This window comes from Pseudomonas sp. GW821-FHT01A09, assembly GCF_058986725.1.
In genome coordinates this window covers 1-16,667 of sequence record NZ_JBYSWB010000040.1, presented here as the reverse complement: position 1 = coordinate 16,667, position 16,667 = coordinate 1, and the positions used below count along the sequence as shown (strand labels likewise).

Annotated in this window: 11 protein-coding genes; 4 read left to right on the top strand and 7 right to left on the bottom strand. The window is 61.9% G+C overall.

Annotation, left to right across the window (positions count from 1 at the left end; all coding sequences use genetic code 11):
- Nucleotides 1-9: 9 nt before the first annotated feature.
- Together AC3WJP_RS27180 and AC3WJP_RS27175 are read right to left on the bottom strand one after the other, a co-directional pair.
- Nucleotides 10-738 carry an SDR family NAD(P)-dependent oxidoreductase gene (locus AC3WJP_RS27180; protein WP_493724249.1) on the bottom strand — a complete coding sequence of 243 codons (729 nt, stop codon included), beginning with the start codon at nucleotides 736-738 and terminating at the stop codon, nucleotides 10-12.
- Nucleotides 739-783: 45 nt separating this feature from the next.
- Nucleotides 784-1,563 (bottom strand): SDR family NAD(P)-dependent oxidoreductase, encoded by a 780-nt coding sequence (locus AC3WJP_RS27175; protein WP_493724248.1) that lies wholly within the window; start codon nucleotides 1,561-1,563, stop codon nucleotides 784-786.
- A gap of 271 nt (nucleotides 1,564-1,834) precedes the next feature.
- Here AC3WJP_RS27175 and AC3WJP_RS27170 point away from each other — a divergent pair, with 271 nt between their 5' ends.
- Nucleotides 1,835-3,214, top strand: coding sequence for an MFS transporter (locus AC3WJP_RS27170; protein ID WP_493724247.1), 1,380 nt, complete (start codon nucleotides 1,835-1,837; stop codon nucleotides 3,212-3,214).
- An 11-nt stretch (nucleotides 3,215-3,225) separates the two neighbouring features.
- On the opposite strand, the gene AC3WJP_RS27165 is transcribed toward AC3WJP_RS27170, so the two are convergent.
- Complete coding sequence (locus AC3WJP_RS27165) at nucleotides 3,226-3,894, bottom strand: GntR family transcriptional regulator (RefSeq protein WP_493724246.1); 669 nt, start codon at nucleotides 3,892-3,894, stop codon at nucleotides 3,226-3,228.
- A 94-nt stretch (nucleotides 3,895-3,988) separates the two neighbouring features.
- On the opposite strand from AC3WJP_RS27165, the gene maiA reads away from it, so the two are divergent.
- Entirely contained in the window at nucleotides 3,989-4,621 is a 633-nt protein-coding gene (gene maiA / locus AC3WJP_RS27160; RefSeq protein WP_493724245.1) for a maleylacetoacetate isomerase, read from the top strand.
- A 12-nt stretch (nucleotides 4,622-4,633) separates the two neighbouring features.
- On the opposite strand, the gene AC3WJP_RS27155 is transcribed toward maiA, so the two are convergent.
- Nucleotides 4,634-5,437, bottom strand: coding sequence for an IclR family transcriptional regulator (locus AC3WJP_RS27155; protein ID WP_493724244.1), 804 nt, complete (start codon nucleotides 5,435-5,437; stop codon nucleotides 4,634-4,636).
- A 107-nt stretch (nucleotides 5,438-5,544) separates the two neighbouring features.
- Here AC3WJP_RS27155 and hmgA point away from each other — a divergent pair, with 107 nt between their 5' ends.
- On the top strand, nucleotides 5,545-6,834 hold the full coding sequence (gene hmgA / locus AC3WJP_RS27150) for a homogentisate 1,2-dioxygenase (protein WP_493724243.1): 1,290 nt from the start codon (nucleotides 5,545-5,547) through the stop codon (nucleotides 6,832-6,834).
- Nucleotides 6,835-6,836: 2 nt separating this feature from the next.
- Nucleotides 6,837-8,174 carry a fumarylacetoacetase gene (fahA, locus tag AC3WJP_RS27145; protein WP_493724242.1) on the top strand — a complete coding sequence of 446 codons (1,338 nt, stop codon included), beginning with the start codon at nucleotides 6,837-6,839 and terminating at the stop codon, nucleotides 8,172-8,174.
- Here the strand turns inward: fahA and AC3WJP_RS27140 are convergent.
- Genes AC3WJP_RS27140 through AC3WJP_RS27130 form a run of 3 tightly spaced genes read right to left on the bottom strand, consistent with a single transcriptional unit; the run spans nucleotide 8,128 to nucleotide 16,519 of the window.
- A complete protein-coding gene (locus tag AC3WJP_RS27140; protein WP_493724241.1) occupies nucleotides 8,128-9,543 on the bottom strand; it encodes an HlyD family type I secretion periplasmic adaptor subunit in 1,416 nt (471 codons plus the stop codon). The genes fahA and AC3WJP_RS27140 overlap by 47 nt on opposite strands.
- Nucleotides 9,540-11,702, bottom strand: a complete 2,163-nt coding sequence (locus tag AC3WJP_RS27135; RefSeq protein ID WP_493724240.1) for a type I secretion system permease/ATPase — start codon at nucleotides 11,700-11,702, stop codon at nucleotides 9,540-9,542. Before AC3WJP_RS27135 ends, AC3WJP_RS27140 begins: the two co-directional genes overlap by 4 nt.
- Nucleotides 11,699-16,519: an SPM autocatalytic domain-containing protein gene (locus AC3WJP_RS27130; RefSeq protein WP_493724239.1), complete on the bottom strand. Its 4,821-nt coding sequence runs from the start codon at nucleotides 16,517-16,519 to the stop codon at nucleotides 11,699-11,701. Before AC3WJP_RS27130 ends, AC3WJP_RS27135 begins: the two co-directional genes overlap by 4 nt.
- Nucleotides 16,520-16,667: the final 148 nt, after the last annotated feature.

The following is a 16,667-nucleotide window of genomic DNA, read 5'->3' as shown; positions in this document are numbered from 1 at the left end:
GAATACTCCTCAGCTGTAGCTGCCGCCCAGTGACTTGCCACCGTCGACGAACAGCACCTGGCCGGTCACGAAGTCGGTGACCGGACTGCAGAAGAAGGCAATCGCATTGGCCACGTCCTGGGGCCGCCCCGCCTTGCCGGTCGGCTGCAGGGCTTCCTGGGCACGGCGCCGTTCGGGGGTCAGAGCCTGTAGCAACGGCGTGTCGATCAGCCCGGGGGCGATGGTATTGACGCAGATGCCCCGAGGCGCCAACTCCATGGCCGCCGCCCGCGCATAGCCGACCACTGCGGCCTTGGAGGCCACGTAGTGGGCGTGATTGCGCGCCCCTAGATAGGCACGAGAGGCGACGATGACCACTTTACCGCCCGCCGCCATGCGCGCACTGGCCGCTTGGGTGAGGGTGTGCACGGCGATGGTGTTGATCTCGTACATGCGCCGGAAATCGTCGGCGCTGGCTTCGCTGAACGGGCGCTCGTCGAAGATCCCGGCATTATTGACCAACGCCGTCAGCGGCGGCAGGTCGGCAATCATGCGTTGGACCGCCTCGACGTTGGTGATGTCGACGCCCAAGGCGCTGACGTCAAGACCCTGGTCGCGCAGCGTGCCGGCCTCGGCCTCGGCCAGAGTGATGTTGCGATCGACCATGAACACCGCGAAGCCGTCGTGGGCCAGGCGTTCGACGGTGGCGCGGCCCATGCCGCTGGCACCGCCGGTGACTAATGCGTAAGGAAGGTTCATCGGTTGCCTCTGCTCGATTCATTGTTGTAGGAAGAGGTGCCAGCGCTATTGCATGCGATAGCCGCCGTTGACGTCGGTCATGGTGCCGGTGAGGTAGGAGGCCTCGGGGGAGATCAAAAAGGCGATGGCCGCGGCGATGTCATCCGGTTGCCCCAGCCGTCCCAGGGGAATATTGGCCGCAGCGGCAGACTCCTGGCCCGGCGCCAGGGATAGCCGCAGCATGGCGGTATCGATCAGGCCGGGGGCGATGCCGTTGACGGTGATGCCCATGGCCGCAGTCTCCCGCGCCAGCGCTTTGGTGTAGCCCAGCACTGCGGCCTTGCTGGAGATGTACGCCGAGCTTGAGCGGTACCCGCCCAACTGCGCCGCACAGGAGGAGAAGGTAACGATTCGGCCGTGTGCCACCGGGCGTTCACGGCGGGCACGGACGAACTCGCGGGTGCACAGGAAGGTGCCACGGGTGTTGACCGCGTGGGTGAGTTCCCATTCATCCAGTTCCGTGTCGGCGATCAAGCGCCGTTCGCCATCGTGCAGGATCAGGATGCCGGCGGCGCAGACGATGGCGTCCAGTGTCCCGTGCGCTGCCTCGACGTTGGCGAATGTGATCGCAACACTGGCTTCATCAGCGACATCCAGGCGCCAGGCGCTGTGGCCGCTGCCTGGCAGATCGGCGACCGTGTCACGGCAGGCGGCCTCGTTGCGATCAGTAGCGGCGATACGGTAGCCGCGGGCGGCGAGATAATGTGCCACACCGGCACCGATGCCTTGGGCGGCACCGGTGATGAGCACATGACGAGAGGTTGAGATCAATTGCAGCAAGGACATAAGTAGCTCCAGATTGTTATTGTTTTCTCTCATGTATACATAGGAGCAATCGCAAACCAAGAGGCTGCTTGCTCAGGCAGAAAACCTAAAAATTTGCTGGACCATGGATACAAGGTAAGTGCTAATCTAGCATCTTTACGTAATGCGTAAATAGATTACGTAAAAATAAACATCCGATCACGACGTTCGAGGTGGCCAGCCCACTGCCCAAAATCGCCGGCAGTCACTACCTTGCGTATCGCCGATAACAACAACAAACAGGACGACCTTGATGGAATCTCAAATCGCGCAGTTTCACGCGGCGCTCGACAAGCGCCCGGTCTCCCGGCAGCAATGGCTGATGCTGTTGATGCTGGTGTTTCTCCTCGTCACCGACGGCTACGACGCCCAGGTCATCAGTTATGTGGTGCCGGTGCTGTCGCAGCAATGGCAGTTGCCCCCAGCCGCATTCGGTCCGGTGTTCAGCGCCAACCTCTTCGGCCTCACCCTCGGTGCTTTGGTGGTCAGCCCACTAGGCGACCGCATCGGTATCCGCCGCGTACTACTGGGGTGCGTATCGCTGTATGCGGTGCTGACCGTGACCATGGTACTGGCCCGGGACATCCAGGTGCTGATGGCCATGCGTTTCGTCTGCGGTCTGGGCATGGGCGCAGCGATGCCTAGCACCATGGCGCTGATGGCCGAATACGCACCGCCGCGCCTGCGCACGGTGATGGTGACCATGGCCGCCTGCGGTTACTCGCTGGGCGGGGTGCTCGGCGGTTTCGTCGCGGCGCTGATGATGGATACTTACGGCTGGCAGTCGGTGTTCATCGCCGGCGGGATAACGCCCCTGCTGTTGCTGCCGTTTCTGTTCAAGTACCTGCCTGACTCGCTTACCCATCTGTTCGCCGACGCGCCGCCCTACAACCGGTTGCTGACGATCACCCGGCGCTTCATGCCGGATTGGCAGGTGCCGGAGCGCGGTCCGGTGGTTTCCGGCAACGTCGCGCCGGTGTCCCGCAAAATGCCGGTGCTCAACCTGTTCCGCAAAGGCTGGTCACGGCCGACCCTGTTCATCTGGGGCACCTTCCTGTTCAGCCTGATGCTCACCTACTTCTATCTGAGCTGGCTGCCGGTGCTGCTCAAGCAAAGCGGTATGACCCTCAACGCGGCCAACGTCACCACCTCGATGTTTCTGCTGTCCGGGGTAGCCGGCGCGGTGTTGATGTCGTACCTGGCAGACAAGCTGCAACACAAGACCCGCGTGTTGGCCCTGATGCTATTCGGCGCGGCGTTGGCCACTGTCGCCATCGGCCGCAGCCAGGGGCACGCCGGCTGGTTGGTGTTCTTCGTTCTAGTGGCGGGCTTCTGCATCATCGGCGGTCAGCTGATGCTCAATTCCTTCACCAGCAGCTTTTACCCTAGTTACGCGCGGGCCACCGGGATCGGTTGGGCCATGGGCATCGGCCGCTTCGGCTCGATCATGGCGCCATTGATGGGCAGCCTGCTGCTGACCCTCAATACCCCTGCGGAGCAGATCTTCTACTGGTTCGTGATCCCGGCGGTGATCTCCATGCTACTGATCACTCAGGTGCGCAAGCCCAAGGACGAACCTCCGGCGGTCGGCCCCGTGCATCACGAACTGCACGGGGCCCCAGAACACGGATGAGCGCGTTGGCGTCAGTCGCCGCTGAGGCGACTAAAGTTGTGCTCCAGAAACCGCCCGGCGAAGTAAATATGCTCGCGCATCAGCGCCTCAGCGCGCCAGCCTTCGCGGCGAATCACTGCATCGACGATGCGGTGGTGGTCGTCGTGGGAGCGCAGGATGGTGGCGTAGTCGTGCCAGAACATCAGCCGCGAGGTGACGTAGGGAATCTCTTGAGTGCGCTGCACGAAGTCGCGGATCCAATGATTGGCGCAGCTCTCTATGAGTACCGAATGCAAGATCACGTTGGTCTGGCGGTAGGGCTCGAAATCCTCGGGCGCCAGGTGTCCCTTGCCGAGAATCTGATCGCCCGCCGCCAACTGCGCTTGCAGTATCTCGATATGGGCATCGCTCAAGCCCTGCTCGGCCGACAGGCGACAGGCCATGCCTTCGAGATTGGCGCGCACGGCGTAGGCGGCAATTATGTCCTTGATATCAAAGCGCCGGATCATGTAGCCGCGCTTGGCCTGGTAAGTCAGCAGGCCCTGATTGGCCAACGCGTTCAGCGCCCCACGCACAGGTGTGCGGGAGACCCCGAGCTCGGTGGCGAGGGGGATTTCTTCGAGGTGATGGCCGGGTTTCAACTCACCGCTGAGGATCTGCTCGCGCAGTTGCTCGGTGATCTTTTGCGACAACGTCTGCATGGTGCTCCTTGTGCCGGGCCCGGCCCTGACGGCTCTGGCAATGCGCCTGCTGGCGCGAACGGTACGGCGGGGCATCACTATAAAAGGAAGGACCATGGACCTCTATACCTATTACCGCTCGACCTCCTCCTATCGCGTGCGCATCGTGCTGGCACTCAAGGGCGTCGACTACCTGGCATTGCCCGTCAACCTGATAAATGCCGGAGGCGAACATCTGCAGCGCGCCTACCGCGCGCTCAACCCACAAGCCCGAGTGCCGACCCTGCGCACTGATGACGGCGAGCTGCTGGTGCAATCGCCAGCGATTATCGAGTACCTGGAAGAAGTCTGCATACAGCCACCGCTACTGCATGGCGACGCCCTGAGCCGAGCTCGGCAACGGGCAGTGGCGGCGCTCATCGGCTGCGACATCCACCCGCTGCACAACGTTGCGGTGCTCAAGCGCTTGCGCGCACAGGGTTGCGACGAGGCGCAGGTCAACGCCTGGATCGGCCACTGGATCAGTGAAGGACTGGCGGCGGTCGAGGCCCTGATTGGCGAGCAGGGTTGGTGCTTTGGCGAGCTGAGCGTCGCAGATGCCTACCTGCTGCCGCAGCTTTATGCCGCGCGGCGCTTCGCGGTCGATGTGCAGCAGTGGCCGCGGATCGCTCGGGTCGAGGCGCTGGCCATGGTCCATCCCGCGTTCATTGCCGCGCACCCGGATCAGCAGGCGGACAAGCCGGCGTAAGCGACGCCCGGCTCAGTTGGGCCGAGTGCCCCCCATGCGCCGAGTGATGGCCTCGGCGGCTTGCTGCAGCAGTTCAGCGGCCGAGGCTTGGTTGAACGGGGTGAATACCGAAGCGGCGCCCACCACGGTAATGACCCCGGCGAGTTTCTGGCCGGTGGCGAACAAAGGTGCTGACACTGCATTGACCCCCGGCATCAGCAAGCCATGCACCTGATTGAGGCCACTGCTGCGGATGCGTGCTACTTGCGCAGGCAATTGCTCGAGCAGCGCAGGATCGGCGCTGATGTTCTCCTGGGCGCGCAACTCGGCGGTCTCGGCCTCGGGCAGGAAGCTGTTGAAGACCATGCCGGTGGAGGACATGAGCACCGGCAGCACAGAGCCCACGCGCGTCACCAAGGTCACCGCGCCGATGGATTGCTCGACGTGCACCACGGTCGGCCCCTTGTTGCCCCACACCGCCAGGAAGCAGGTTTCGTTGAGGCTTTCACGCAGTTGCTCGAGATAGGGACTGGCGACCTTGAGCACATCCAGGCGGCCCAGTGCCGCCAGGCCCACCAGCAACGCCTCACGCCCCAGGCCATAGTGGTTGTTGGCAGGGTCCTGCTCGGCGAAGCCGCTGGCGATCAACGCTTGCAGATAGCGATGGACCTTGGCCGCCGGCATGCCTACGTGCTCGGCCAGCTTGGAGAGCGAGGTGCTAGGCGCCAGCTCGGCCAAGCCTTTGAGGATACCGGTACCGACTTCGGCCGCTTGCACCTTTTGTTGGCGCGCGGCGCTGGCGGGCGCCAGCGGTGGATCGATGTTGTCACTGGCCATGAGCGGGGAATGCCTTTGCAAAGAGTGCGCTTTTATAGCTTGACCTTACCGCAAACTCAAATTACGTTATACGTAATCCAATTACAAATAAAATAACAGAGGTCGACATGCCCCTCTCCCCCGCCCCCCTCTACCAGAGCGGTTTCGGCAACGAATTTAACAGTGAGGCCCTGTATGGCGCGCTGCCAATGGGCCAGAACTCCCCGCAACGGCCCCCATACGGCCTGTACGCCGAGTTGTTCTCCGGCACCGCGTTCACCGTCCCGCGCAGCGAAGCACGTCGCACTTGGCTGTACCGCATCAGACCCTCTGCGAGCCACCCGCGCTTCGAGCCATCGCCGCGGCAAATTCGCGGCCGTGAGGCGGGGCCGATCACGCCCAACCGGCTGCGCTGGAACCCCGTCGACTATCCCAGCACCCCCACCGATCTGCTTGACGGCCTGTTCACCCTCGCCGCTACTCACCCGGCCGATCAGGCCGCCGGCATCAGCGTGCACCTGTACGCTGCCAACGTCTCGATGCAGCGCGCCTTTTTCAACGCCGACGGCGAGTGGTTGCTGGTACCCCAGGCCGGGCGCCTGCGAGTGGTCACCGAGCTGGGGGTGCTGGAAGTCGAGCCGCAGGAAATCCTGCTGCTGCCGCGTGGCCTGAAGTTTCGCATCGAGTTGCTCGACGGCACCGCCCGCGGCTACATCTGCGAGAACCACGGCAGTCCGCTGCGCCTACCCGATCTGGGGCCGATCGGCAGCAACGGTCTGGCTAACCCGCGGGATTTTCTGGCGCCGGTAGCGGCCTTTGAAGAGCAGAACGGACCTTGCACACTGGTGCAGAAATTCCTCGGCGAACTGTTCAGTGCCGAACTCGCGCATTCGCCCTTCGACGTGGTCGCCTGGCATGGCAACAACGTGCCCTGCAAATATGATCTGCGGCGCTTCAACACGATAGGCTCGATCAGCTTCGATCACCCCGATCCGTCCATCTTCACCGTGCTCACCTCCCCCAGCGCCACGACGGGGGTGGCCAACGTCGACTTCGTGATCTTCCCACCGCGCTGGCTGGTGGCGGAAAACACCTTCCGTCCACCCTGGTTCCACCGCAACGTGATGAATGAGTTCATGGGTCTGATCGACGGCGCCTACGACGCCAAGGCCGAGGGCTTCAGCCCCGGTGGCGCCTCGCTGCACAGCTGCATGAGCGCCCACGGCCCGGACAACGCCACGGCGCAGAAAGCCATGGCTGCCGAACTCCAGCCGCACAAGGTTGAGCAGACCATGGCCTTCATGTTCGAGACCTGCCAGGTGCTGCGGGCCAGCCAGCTGGCCCTCGACAGCGACCACTTGCAGAGCGACTACGACGGCTGCTGGGACGGCCTGACCCATAATTTCACCCGAGGATAACCATGAGCATTTCGTCAGCCCCGCGCAGTTGGATCGCCAGCGCCAACGGCCACCCGGATTTCCCGCTGCACAACCTGCCCTTCGGCATTTACAGCCTCGTTGGCGATACCCCGCGCGGCGCCGTCGCCATCGGCGATCAGTTGCTGGACCTCGGTGCTGCCGCCGCCGCGGGGCTCTTCGAGGGCGCCGCACTGACCGCCGCCAAGGCTGCCGGCGCCAGCAACCTCAACGCCTTTTTCGCCCTCGGCAGCGCACCGCGTCAGGCGTTGCGGGCGGCGCTGCTGGACCTGCTAGGCGAACACAGCGGCGCCCAGGACCGCCTGGCCGGCGCCTTGCACCCGCAAGCCGACTGCCAGATGCATCTACCGGCGCAAGTCGGCGACTACACCGACTTCTACGTTGGCATCCACCACGCCACCAACGTCGGCAAATTGTTCCGCCCGGACAACCCGCTGCTGCCCAACTACAAATACCTGCCCATCGGCTACCACGGCCGAGCCTCGACGCTGAATATCAGCGGTACTCCCGTGCATCGTCCCAACGGCCAGACCCTCCCGGCAGGCGCGAGCGAGCCGCAGTTCGGGCCCTCGCAACGGCTCGACTACGAGCTCGAAATGGGCGTGTGGATCGGCCCCGGCAATGCCCAGGGCACCTCCATCGCCATCAATGAGGCCGCCGAGCATATCGCCGGCTTCTGCCTGCTCAACGACTGGTCGGCGCGGGACATCCAGGCGTGGGAATACCAGCCACTGGGGCCGTTTCTGTCCAAGAGCTTCGCCACCACGCTGTCGCCCTGGGTGGTCACCGCCGAGGCGCTGGCGCCGTTCCGGTGCGCGCAGCCCGCACGGCCGGCGGGTGACCCGCAACCGCTAAGGTATTTGCTGGATGAGCAGGATCAACAACAAGGCGCCCTGGATATCGAACTGGAGGTATCGCTGCTCACCCCGCAGATGCGCTCGAGCGGCCTGGCACCGCAGCGCCTTGGCCTGAGCAACACCCAGCACATGTACTGGACCGTCGCGCAGATGATTGCGCACCACAGTGTCAACGGCTGCCGCTTGCAGCCTGGCGACTTGCTGGGGACCGGAACCTTGTCGGGGCCAGAGGCTGGACAATATGGCAGCCTTCTGGAGATGACCCAGGGCGGCAAGCAGCCGTTGAGGCTGGAAAATGGCGAAACGCGCAGCTTCCTGCTCGATGGTGACGAGGTGATTCTGCGCGCCCGTTGCCGGGGGCCGGGGTTGCCGAGTATCGGGTTTGGGGAGTGTCGCGGAGTGGTCATGCCAGCACCGATCAGCGTTCGGCCAGACTTTCCTGGGCATATTCCTGCAAGGGACTGAGAAAATAACTGACCACGGAACGGCGATCGGTCTTGATCTCGACTTTGGCAGCCATGCCCGCGAACAGCGGTTCTGGTTGCCCATGGATGTTGATCGTGCTGTCGTTGAGGCTAATGCGAGCACTGTAACGCAGCCGTCCTTGTTCATCTTCGATTGCATCCTTGGACAGGCTGTTGACGCTACCCTCGACGACCCCATAGCGCGTGAAAGTAAAGGTCTCGATCTTCACTTCCACCGATTGACCCGGCCGGATGAAGCCGATGTCCTTGTTATCGATCAATGCTTCGACCTCCACAGGCTGATCATCCGGCACCACGATCATCAGGGCTTGTGCCTGGGTCACCACACCTCCTTTGGTATGAATAGCCAGTTGCTGAATGGTACCGGCCACGGGCGCCGTCAGCTGGCGCAAGCCGTGACGCACGTCCGCTTTGGCCAACTCCTGACTGACCGCCATGGCCCGTTGCTGTGATTCGTTGAGCAAGTCCAACATGCTCCGGCGTGCTTGAGCGATCACACTCTCGCGACGAGACAGCGCCGACTTGCGCGCCGCCTGCAACTCTTCGACGCGCAAACGCGTCAGGGCCAGTTCACGCTCCTGATCGATACGCCGTTGCTCTTTTTCAAAAAACGCATGCTTGGGCACTGACTTCTCCTGCCATAGCAGCTGGTAATCGCTAGCCAGTTGGCGAGCGATGGGCAGCGACTGCTGCAACGACAATACCGCGGCCTCGACGCCACGAATTTCGGCTCCCAGACGTTCGATATCGGCAGTCGCCTGATCCACCGAACTACGTAGTTCAAGAAACTGACCATCGAGCCATCGCCTCGCCTTGGCCAACTGCTGTCCATCGGCATTCGAAATCGAGCTGGCAAGCAATTCTGGCTCGCGCTGATCACGGATAGCGTCGAGCATGGCTTGCGCACGCGCTGCGTCGACATTGGCCGATAACAAATCGCTGCGCCAACGGGTGACATCTGCCTGGGTGCCCTGAGCGTCCAACTCCACCAATAACTGGCCCGCCTGAACTCGCTGACCATCTTCAACGTGAATGGCTTTGACCAAGGCAATCTCACTGGCCTGGATGACCTTGCTTTTACCACTGGGCACGACTTTGCCGGTCGCAGTGGCAACGACGTCCACTTGCCCAAGGCAGGCCCAGAGCAACAGCAGGCCGAGCGCCACGAGCAACATCTTCTGCAGCAGTTGTGGTGTTGGATGGGGCGGTCGCGCCTGAAGCGCCAGGACCGCGGGCAAGAAGGCTTGCTCATGTCGCTGGCACTCCTGTTCACGCGCTTGCAGACGAGCCGCCCAAGCCTTGCACCATGCTTGGCGATAACGCGCCCATAAAGGGGATTTGCTGGTCATACGCTACCTACCTGTTGCAGCCTGTACAGATTCGAGTACTGCGATTCCTGCCGGCAAAGCAGTTCTTCATGAGAACCCTGCTCGATGATTTCTCCCTGCTCCAGAACGGCAATCCGGTGGCAGTGCCTGACCGCCTGCAATCGATGGGCGATGATGATCACCGTGCGCCCGATGCACAGCGAGCGCATGTTGTCGGTCACCCACCGCTCGGCTTCGGCATCCAGCGCACTGGTGGCCTCATCGAAAATCAGCAGTCTGGGGTCACCCATCAAGGCGCGAGCGATGGCGATGCGCTGTCGCTGACCGCCAGAAAGGGAACCGCCCTGCTCGCCGACCAACGTGTCATAAGCGTGGGGCAGCGCCAGAATGAAATCGTGGGCGCCGGCCAACCGTGCAGCGACCTCCACTGCGTGCTTATCTGCCTGCGGGTAACCTAGGGCAATGTTGTCGAACACGCTGCGATGAAATAGCAGATTTTCTTGCAATACCACGCCCAGTTGCCGCCGCAGTGACGCTGGCGAGACCATTGCCAAGTCCATACCATCGATAAGTATGCGGCCTTCGTGTGGCACGTAGAGCCGCTGCAACAGCCGCGCCAGGGTACTTTTGCCAGAGCCCGAGCGTCCCACCAGACCAACCACCTGTCCGGCCTCTATACGTAAACTCAAGCCTCGCAAGACTTCGGGCGATTCAGGTTTATAGCGAAATCGGACGCCCTCGAACTCGACCGCTCCCTTCAGCTCAGGCATGACGGTCGAACTGGCGGTACCCCGCTCGCCCGGTGTATCAAGGATGTCTGCAAGACGCGCAAGGGACACGCCGACCTGTTGCAGCTCACTCCACACTTGCGACAAGCGCAGCACCGGCTGGGCTACCCGGGCGGCAAAGAGGTTGAAAGCAACTAGCTGGCCGACCGAGAACTCCCCTTCGAGCACCAGCCTGGCGCCCATCCATAATGTCAAGGCCGTCACTAATTTGCCTATCAGGCCGATCAACTCGTGCCCGATCGCCGACAGGTTTCTGGCCCGAAACCCCGCTTTGACGTAGGCGGCCAATTGTCCGTCCCAATGACGACGCAGGACCGGTTCCGCCGCCATGGATTTGAGCGTAGAGATACCGTTCAGGCTCTCCACCAGAAAAGCCTGATTATCGGCACCCCTCGCGTAGCTCTCGTGCAGACGATTACGCAAAGCTGGCGTGATGGCCAAGGCGATAATCACGTAGAGCGGCAATGACAACAGCACGATCACCGTCAGCCTGCCACTGTAGGAAAAAAGAATTGCGATAAACAGCACCGAAAACATCAGGTCCAGCACCAGCGTCAGGCTGTTTCCCGTCAGGAACTGGCGAATGGTGTCGAGCTCTCGCAGCCGAGCGACAGTGTCGCCAACTCGACGCCCCTGAAACCAGGTGCTGGGTAAACTCATCAGATGAGCAAATAACTTCGCACCCAGCTCGGCATCGATGCGGCTCGCGGTATGGCTGAACAGATAGGTGCGAAAGACGCTGAAGAGGCTCTCGGCAAGCATGACGCCCAAAAGCCCTATAGCCAGTACATCCAGCATCGACATACCGCGATGCACCAGCACCTTGTCCATGACTACTTGAAAGAACAACGGTGTAACGAGCGCCAATAATTGCAGGCATAGAGATACGAACAGCACTTGCCCCAGTAACCGCCGGTATTTTGCGATAGCGGGCAGGAACCAGGCGAAACCGAAACGCTGCGCAGGCCTTTCCAGCGCTTTTGCCTGAAGACCGATCAGGATCAACTGTCCGGTCCAGAATCTGCCAAGGGCAGACGGATCGAGTATTGCCATAGAGGAGGATTGCGGATCGCTGATACTCACTTGCTCTGCGTTCACTTCGCAAAAAACGAAGTAACCACCCTCGGCTGATCGGCCAATGGCTGGCAGCGGCGTATTTTGCAGCCGGCCCTGCGAGCAAATGACAGACTCGGCGTGCAGGCCGCACTCATGGGCAGCCTGCAGTATTTCTTCGTGGGTCAGTCGGCGTCCCTGTGCGGCAAAGTCGTGACGGATCTGCTCGGCGCTGACGGCAAGGTGATGATGGCGAGCCACCATCACCAGACACTCCAGCGCCGAATCCTGCGATTCGTCTGTCATCGACGAACAGTGCGGATCAGCGCTGTGGCTCATGCGACAGCCGCTCCGAGCAGGGGTTGATAACCTCCCAGATCAACCGCGCCCGGAACCTGTCCGCCAGCAGGGGCCGGGGCAAAGGCTGCCATGGCCTGAATCAGCGGATCAATGCTCAGGCGCTGTGGTGTGGCCGCCGGCCCTGGCAGGGGTACCCCGGTGTTGTCGGCGACCAACGCCAAGGCTACCGGGACATTTTCGGCTGCGGGCATGTGCAAAGCGGCCGCCATGGGCTGAGCGAAAATGAAGTCCGCTGCGCCCAATTGAGCTACCTCCAACGAGTCGAGATAAAGCAACTTCAGCGGCTCGCCAGTGCCCACCGGCTTGGTGCTGACTATTACGCCCTGGATTAGGGCGACGCCGTTGATAACATTTCGCTGCTCCTTGGTGATATCGAGCGCCGCGTAATCGCTGATACCCACCTGGCTCAGGTCGATTTTGTCGAGCCCCTGGCGGAAGCCACGCAGGGCATTGCTGTAGTCGATGACGCCTTCCTGCTGAGCAACAACGAAGCGATTCGCTTCAGTGCCGTCACGCTCATACACAGTACCCGAGAGACTGGCAACGAATTGACCGTTGGCGTCGGTCGTCAACGAAACTCCCTTGGCCCCACCGTTCATGATGACGGTACCTGCGGCGACTGGCAGTGGTGTGGCCTCGCCACTTTCGGTGAAAAAAGTGCCTGGGCCGGCGAAGCTTTCCTGGAAACGGAAATTCGCACTGCTCAGGGCATCGCTGGTCACCCCTTGCAGCACCAGACGCTGCCCGGCCCCAAGGTCGATATTCACATCGGCATCGACCTGGGTCAGTTGCAGGTCCGCGAACTGCCGGCCTTTGAACCCGACCAGGTCGATCACTTCGCCACGGGCTGGCTCGAAGCCGCCCAAGGTGTCGCTACTGTCGCCACGGCGGTGGATCACGAAAAAATCTCGACCACTGCCACCTACCAACGTGTTGTTGCCTCTGCCCCCATTCAACAGGCTGTCTCCACTGCCTGCCACCAGCGTGTCGTTGCCATCACCGCTGATCAATTGCTGGAAGCCTAGCGGGTCCACCAAGGTCAGCACCGTACCACCCAGACTCGCTGCGCCCGTGGCGGCATTCAGACTGACATCACCGGTGACGGACGCCGCATTGACTGTATTGCGGCCTCCGGCGGTCCCGTTAGCGGCATCGTCAAGCGTTGCACGGGCTGGGTTGGCCGCCGCCAGCGCTGCATATTCGTCCGTGAAGTAGTAACTGTCGTCCGCGCTACTTTGGGCGCCGTAGGCCCGCAGCGACCATTTATCCAGGGTCACGGGGAGGCCGGTAGCGGCATTGGTCACTTGCAGCGTCCAGTTTCCTGCCGATTGCTCGCCCCAGTGCTGGGTCGACATCAGGCTGTGCTTGAACGCTCCGGCGAAAGCGTTGCCGGTGTCCGCGTCTACTGCGAGTGATTTTCCGGGTCGGTCGAGTAGCAGGCTCTGGGTGCCATTGGGCGCTATGAGCTTGACCTGCAGGTCACCCAATCGTCCCACTTGAGCATGAAAATCGACCTCGACGTGTTCGATATCGATGCCAGCGGGCAGCGTATTGATCGTGTCCAGCACTGCACCGGGTTGCAGCACCGACCCCAGCACGGCGCTGTTCCCTACCACCGATGCCTCGTTGGCGGCGGTGCGCTGGCCGAGCCAGCCTTGAGCCAGGCGTACTGCGGCGCGCGCGTCGACTTTGCCGAAACCGTAGTCATCACTCCTGTGCATACCGCCGCCGTTCCAATGCCTGGCACCGTTGTCAGCCCATTGCGTCGTGGTGTCCTCGACCTTGCGTGCCGACAAGGCCAAGATCTGCTGCACGTCGCGGTAGCCAAGATTGGGATTGGCTTCGAGCATCAACGCCACCACGCCGGAGACGATCGGTGCCGCGAAACTGGTGCCTTGCATGGCGCTGTAGTCGTTGCCGAAGGTCGAGCCCCGCTCGGTCTGCAATTGGCGGCTCGTGGACAGAACGTTGCTACCCGGCGCCGATACCAGCAGGCTTGCGCCCGGATTGGAAAAGGGCGCGGCACCGATGACAAGGGTCGAAAGGTCGCCTTGAGCATTGATGGCCCCGACCTCGATGCTGTAGCGATTGTTGTTCATCAGCGAGCCCTGAGCGCTACCGCCTTTTTCCCGCTCATTGCCGCCAGCCGCGACCATCACCGTGCCCAGCCCCCCGCGGCCGTTGGTTGCCGCCGCCTGGGCACTGAGCGTCAATGCCGCGGCCGTGGTTACCATGCCTTCGTGTACATTGCTGAGGGCAAAATCGTTGGTGAACCCCCAACTGTGGTTGACTACATCGTAATTGACCATATTGCCGAGCCCGGTAAGGTCTGCCCCGCTATTGGCCAGGTAATGGCCACCCAGCGTCGCCCCATAGGCCACGCCGACGCCTCCTTGATCATTGCGCCCGGCAACCATCACACCCGCTACCATGGTGGCATGGTCGGACTTCAATGGCGCCAGCGTGCCGTTGGTGGTCTGCGTCGTCAGCCAGGCAGGATCGACATTGGCCTTGAGATCAGGGTGGTCATAGTCGAACAGCTCCGGCCCGGAAGAATACTTGCCACCGGGCTCGAATTGACCAATGCGCACGCCCTTGCCGGTGTAGTCCTGCCAGACAGGAAGCACACCGATATCACTCAGGTACCACTGGCGCGCCGCCATGGGATCGGTCGGCATTTCGGCGGTTTGCAGCGTGACGGAAGCGCGCATTGGCGCAAGCTCGCCGGAGCCCAGGTGCACGATAGACGCCGCCGGATTGCCTGCGCTGTCTACCAGCGCATATTTGAAGCTCATGGCGCCGATGTGCCCTACGGTCGGGGTAAACAGTACATCGCCTTGCTCATTGAGGCTGGCGGTTCCGCCCATGGCATCGCTGACGGCACTGACCTTCAGTGGCCCGGTGCTTTTCAGCAGTTGGTCGTTCGCCAGCAAGGCGGCGGCACTGATAACTCGGGCGCTGTGTCGATCCAGCGGGGCGCCTGCCGCATCGGTGGCGACTGCATCGGCCACCGGCATGGCATTGGGCGAATTGAGATCAATGGCCGAAATATCCGCGAAGTTGATTTTTTGGATATTGGCAATGTTGACGGTGCCATCACGGCCGAGCACCTTGTCGGCGATCTGATAACCCGAGTCGGTCGGGGTGATCTGATACTCGCCGTAGCTGCCGTGTACCGTCAGGATGTTGGTCCCTGCGCCGCCGTCGATCACCGCCTCGCCCCGCCCGACCTCGATCACATCATCACCGACGCCACCTTCGATAATGTCCTTGCCCCCACCCGCATAGATAATGCTGCCGCCTGCCGACGCTGAAATCCGATCGCCTTGAGGGCCGGCGTAGATCACCGATTTACCGCTGCCACCGACGATCAGGTTGCGGCCACTGCCGCCCACCAGCACGTCGTTGCCACCCCCGCCCAGCAGCACCGAGCCGCCGGAGCCACCTTTGAGGAACACGCCGTTGCTGCCGCCGCTGATCAGGTAGTCATTGCCGCGCCCGCCTTGGGCCATGGTCAATCCGGCTTTGGCCAGATTGAGCGCAACACCGGCCTCGCCAACAATAATCGCTGTGTCTCGGCCGCCATTACCCTTGATGGCGGTAGGGTCATCGCTGGCGCTGATCACGAAAACGTCATCACCTGCGCCACCGTTGTAGGTATTGGCACCCGCGCCCCCGACCAGCCAGCTTCCCGTTGCGGCTGCGGTCAGTGTGTCATTACCGCTGCCGCCATAAAGGTTGGTCACCCCTAATGCCGTGGCGTCGAGAGTCTCGTCTGTCGTCGCATTGCTGGCATAGGCGGTAGTGGTCACGCCGCCAGCGGTAGACACCAACTTGTTGCCGGCGCCTTGAGCAGTAATCAGGTTGCTTACCGTATCACCGAGGAAGTTCACGGCCAGCGCCTCGCGGGTTTCGCCGTTGATGACGAAGCTGCCTTTGGCGATCACGCTGTTGCCTTGGCGCACGTCGCCCTGAACCTGCTCGGCCGTGAGATTGATCTGGGTGATGCCCAATTCGTCGAGCGTCTTGAGTTCACCGGCATCGCTACGACCGTCGTGGGAAGCGTCCACCCACACGCGCAGTTTGGCCCAGGAAGGATCGGCCGAAGTGATGAGCGCGTCGGCATTGCCGTCTTCGCTGGCCAACGCGGCGAAAGCGTCCTTGAAGGTCACCGCGCCCGGCGCGCCATTGGTACCCGCCGCACCACCGTAGTACTCGGAGATCATCTGGCTGATGCTGGTGATCTGCCCGCCCCCATTGTCGACTACCAGCATGCCGGTGCTGCGATCGGCCCAGCCGGTACGTTTGAGGGTGCTGCTGTTGTCGGTGTCGAACAGCACGCCGTCGCTGATGGGCGTCATTTGCACGCCGGTGCCGGTCAGATCGAGTAGCAGCGGATCGATAAAGATGTTTTCAGTGGTCTGCGCCGCCAGCCCGTTAAGGACGGTGGCGTTGCGCAGACTGAAATCGGCCGCGCCGTTGGCGGGTTGGTCGAGGTAGAACTGTTCGAGGTGCTGGGTGGGTTGGATGTTGGTATTGAGCTGGATCTCGCCGGGACGCAGGTTGCCGGTGGCCAGGGCGCCTAACTGAGTGGAGGTGAAATCGGTCTTGTCGAGCTCGCCACCGAGGAAGAAGAACTTGTGGGTGGGTTCGTTGGCGACGTAGCCGTCGGTGATGTTTTGGGTGGCGGTGGATTCGTCCTGGATTTTTGTGCGGGGTTGGGGGTTTGAAATCGTGTCTATCTTGATCAAGCTCGACGGGTCGGGATTGGCTGCCGGGTCTTCTTCAGACCACATTGCTTCTGCTGCTCTATAGGTGATATTGCCAATCGATGCCGCGATAGCGAAAAGGCTGCTGGGCGATTCGGTTTGTAGTGGTCTAATGAAACCGGACACCCATTTAGGCGAGAATGCTCGCCATAGAGAGGTGTCTGATGACCAAGCA

Excerpts from the sequence above, each read along its gene's own strand:
- AC3WJP_RS27170 (WP_493724247.1), top strand. The coding sequence starts at position 1,835 with ATGGAATCTCAAATCGCGCAGTTTCACGCGGCGCTCGACAAGCGCCCG.
- hmgA (WP_493724243.1), top strand. The coding sequence starts at position 5,545 with ATGCCCCTCTCCCCCGCCCCCCTCTACCAGAGCGGTTTCGGCAACGAA.
- AC3WJP_RS27165 (WP_493724246.1), bottom strand. The coding sequence starts at position 3,894 with ATGCAGACGTTGTCGCAAAAGATCACCGAGCAACTGCGCGAGCAGATC.
- AC3WJP_RS27135 (WP_493724240.1), bottom strand. The coding sequence starts at position 11,702 with ATGAGCCACAGCGCTGATCCGCACTGTTCGTCGATGACAGACGAATCG.
- AC3WJP_RS27180 (WP_493724249.1), bottom strand. The coding sequence starts at position 738 with ATGAACCTTCCTTACGCATTAGTCACCGGCGGTGCCAGCGGCATGGGC.
- AC3WJP_RS27130 (WP_493724239.1), bottom strand. The coding sequence starts at position 16,519 with ATGTGGTCTGAAGAAGACCCGGCAGCCAATCCCGACCCGTCGAGCTTG.
- fahA (WP_493724242.1), top strand. The coding sequence starts at position 6,837 with ATGAGCATTTCGTCAGCCCCGCGCAGTTGGATCGCCAGCGCCAACGGC.
- maiA (WP_493724245.1), top strand. The coding sequence starts at position 3,989 with ATGGACCTCTATACCTATTACCGCTCGACCTCCTCCTATCGCGTGCGC.
- AC3WJP_RS27155 (WP_493724244.1), bottom strand. The coding sequence starts at position 5,437 with ATGGCCAGTGACAACATCGATCCACCGCTGGCGCCCGCCAGCGCCGCG.
- AC3WJP_RS27175 (WP_493724248.1), bottom strand. The coding sequence starts at position 1,563 with ATGTCCTTGCTGCAATTGATCTCAACCTCTCGTCATGTGCTCATCACC.
- AC3WJP_RS27140 (WP_493724241.1), bottom strand. The coding sequence starts at position 9,543 with ATGACCAGCAAATCCCCTTTATGGGCGCGTTATCGCCAAGCATGGTGC.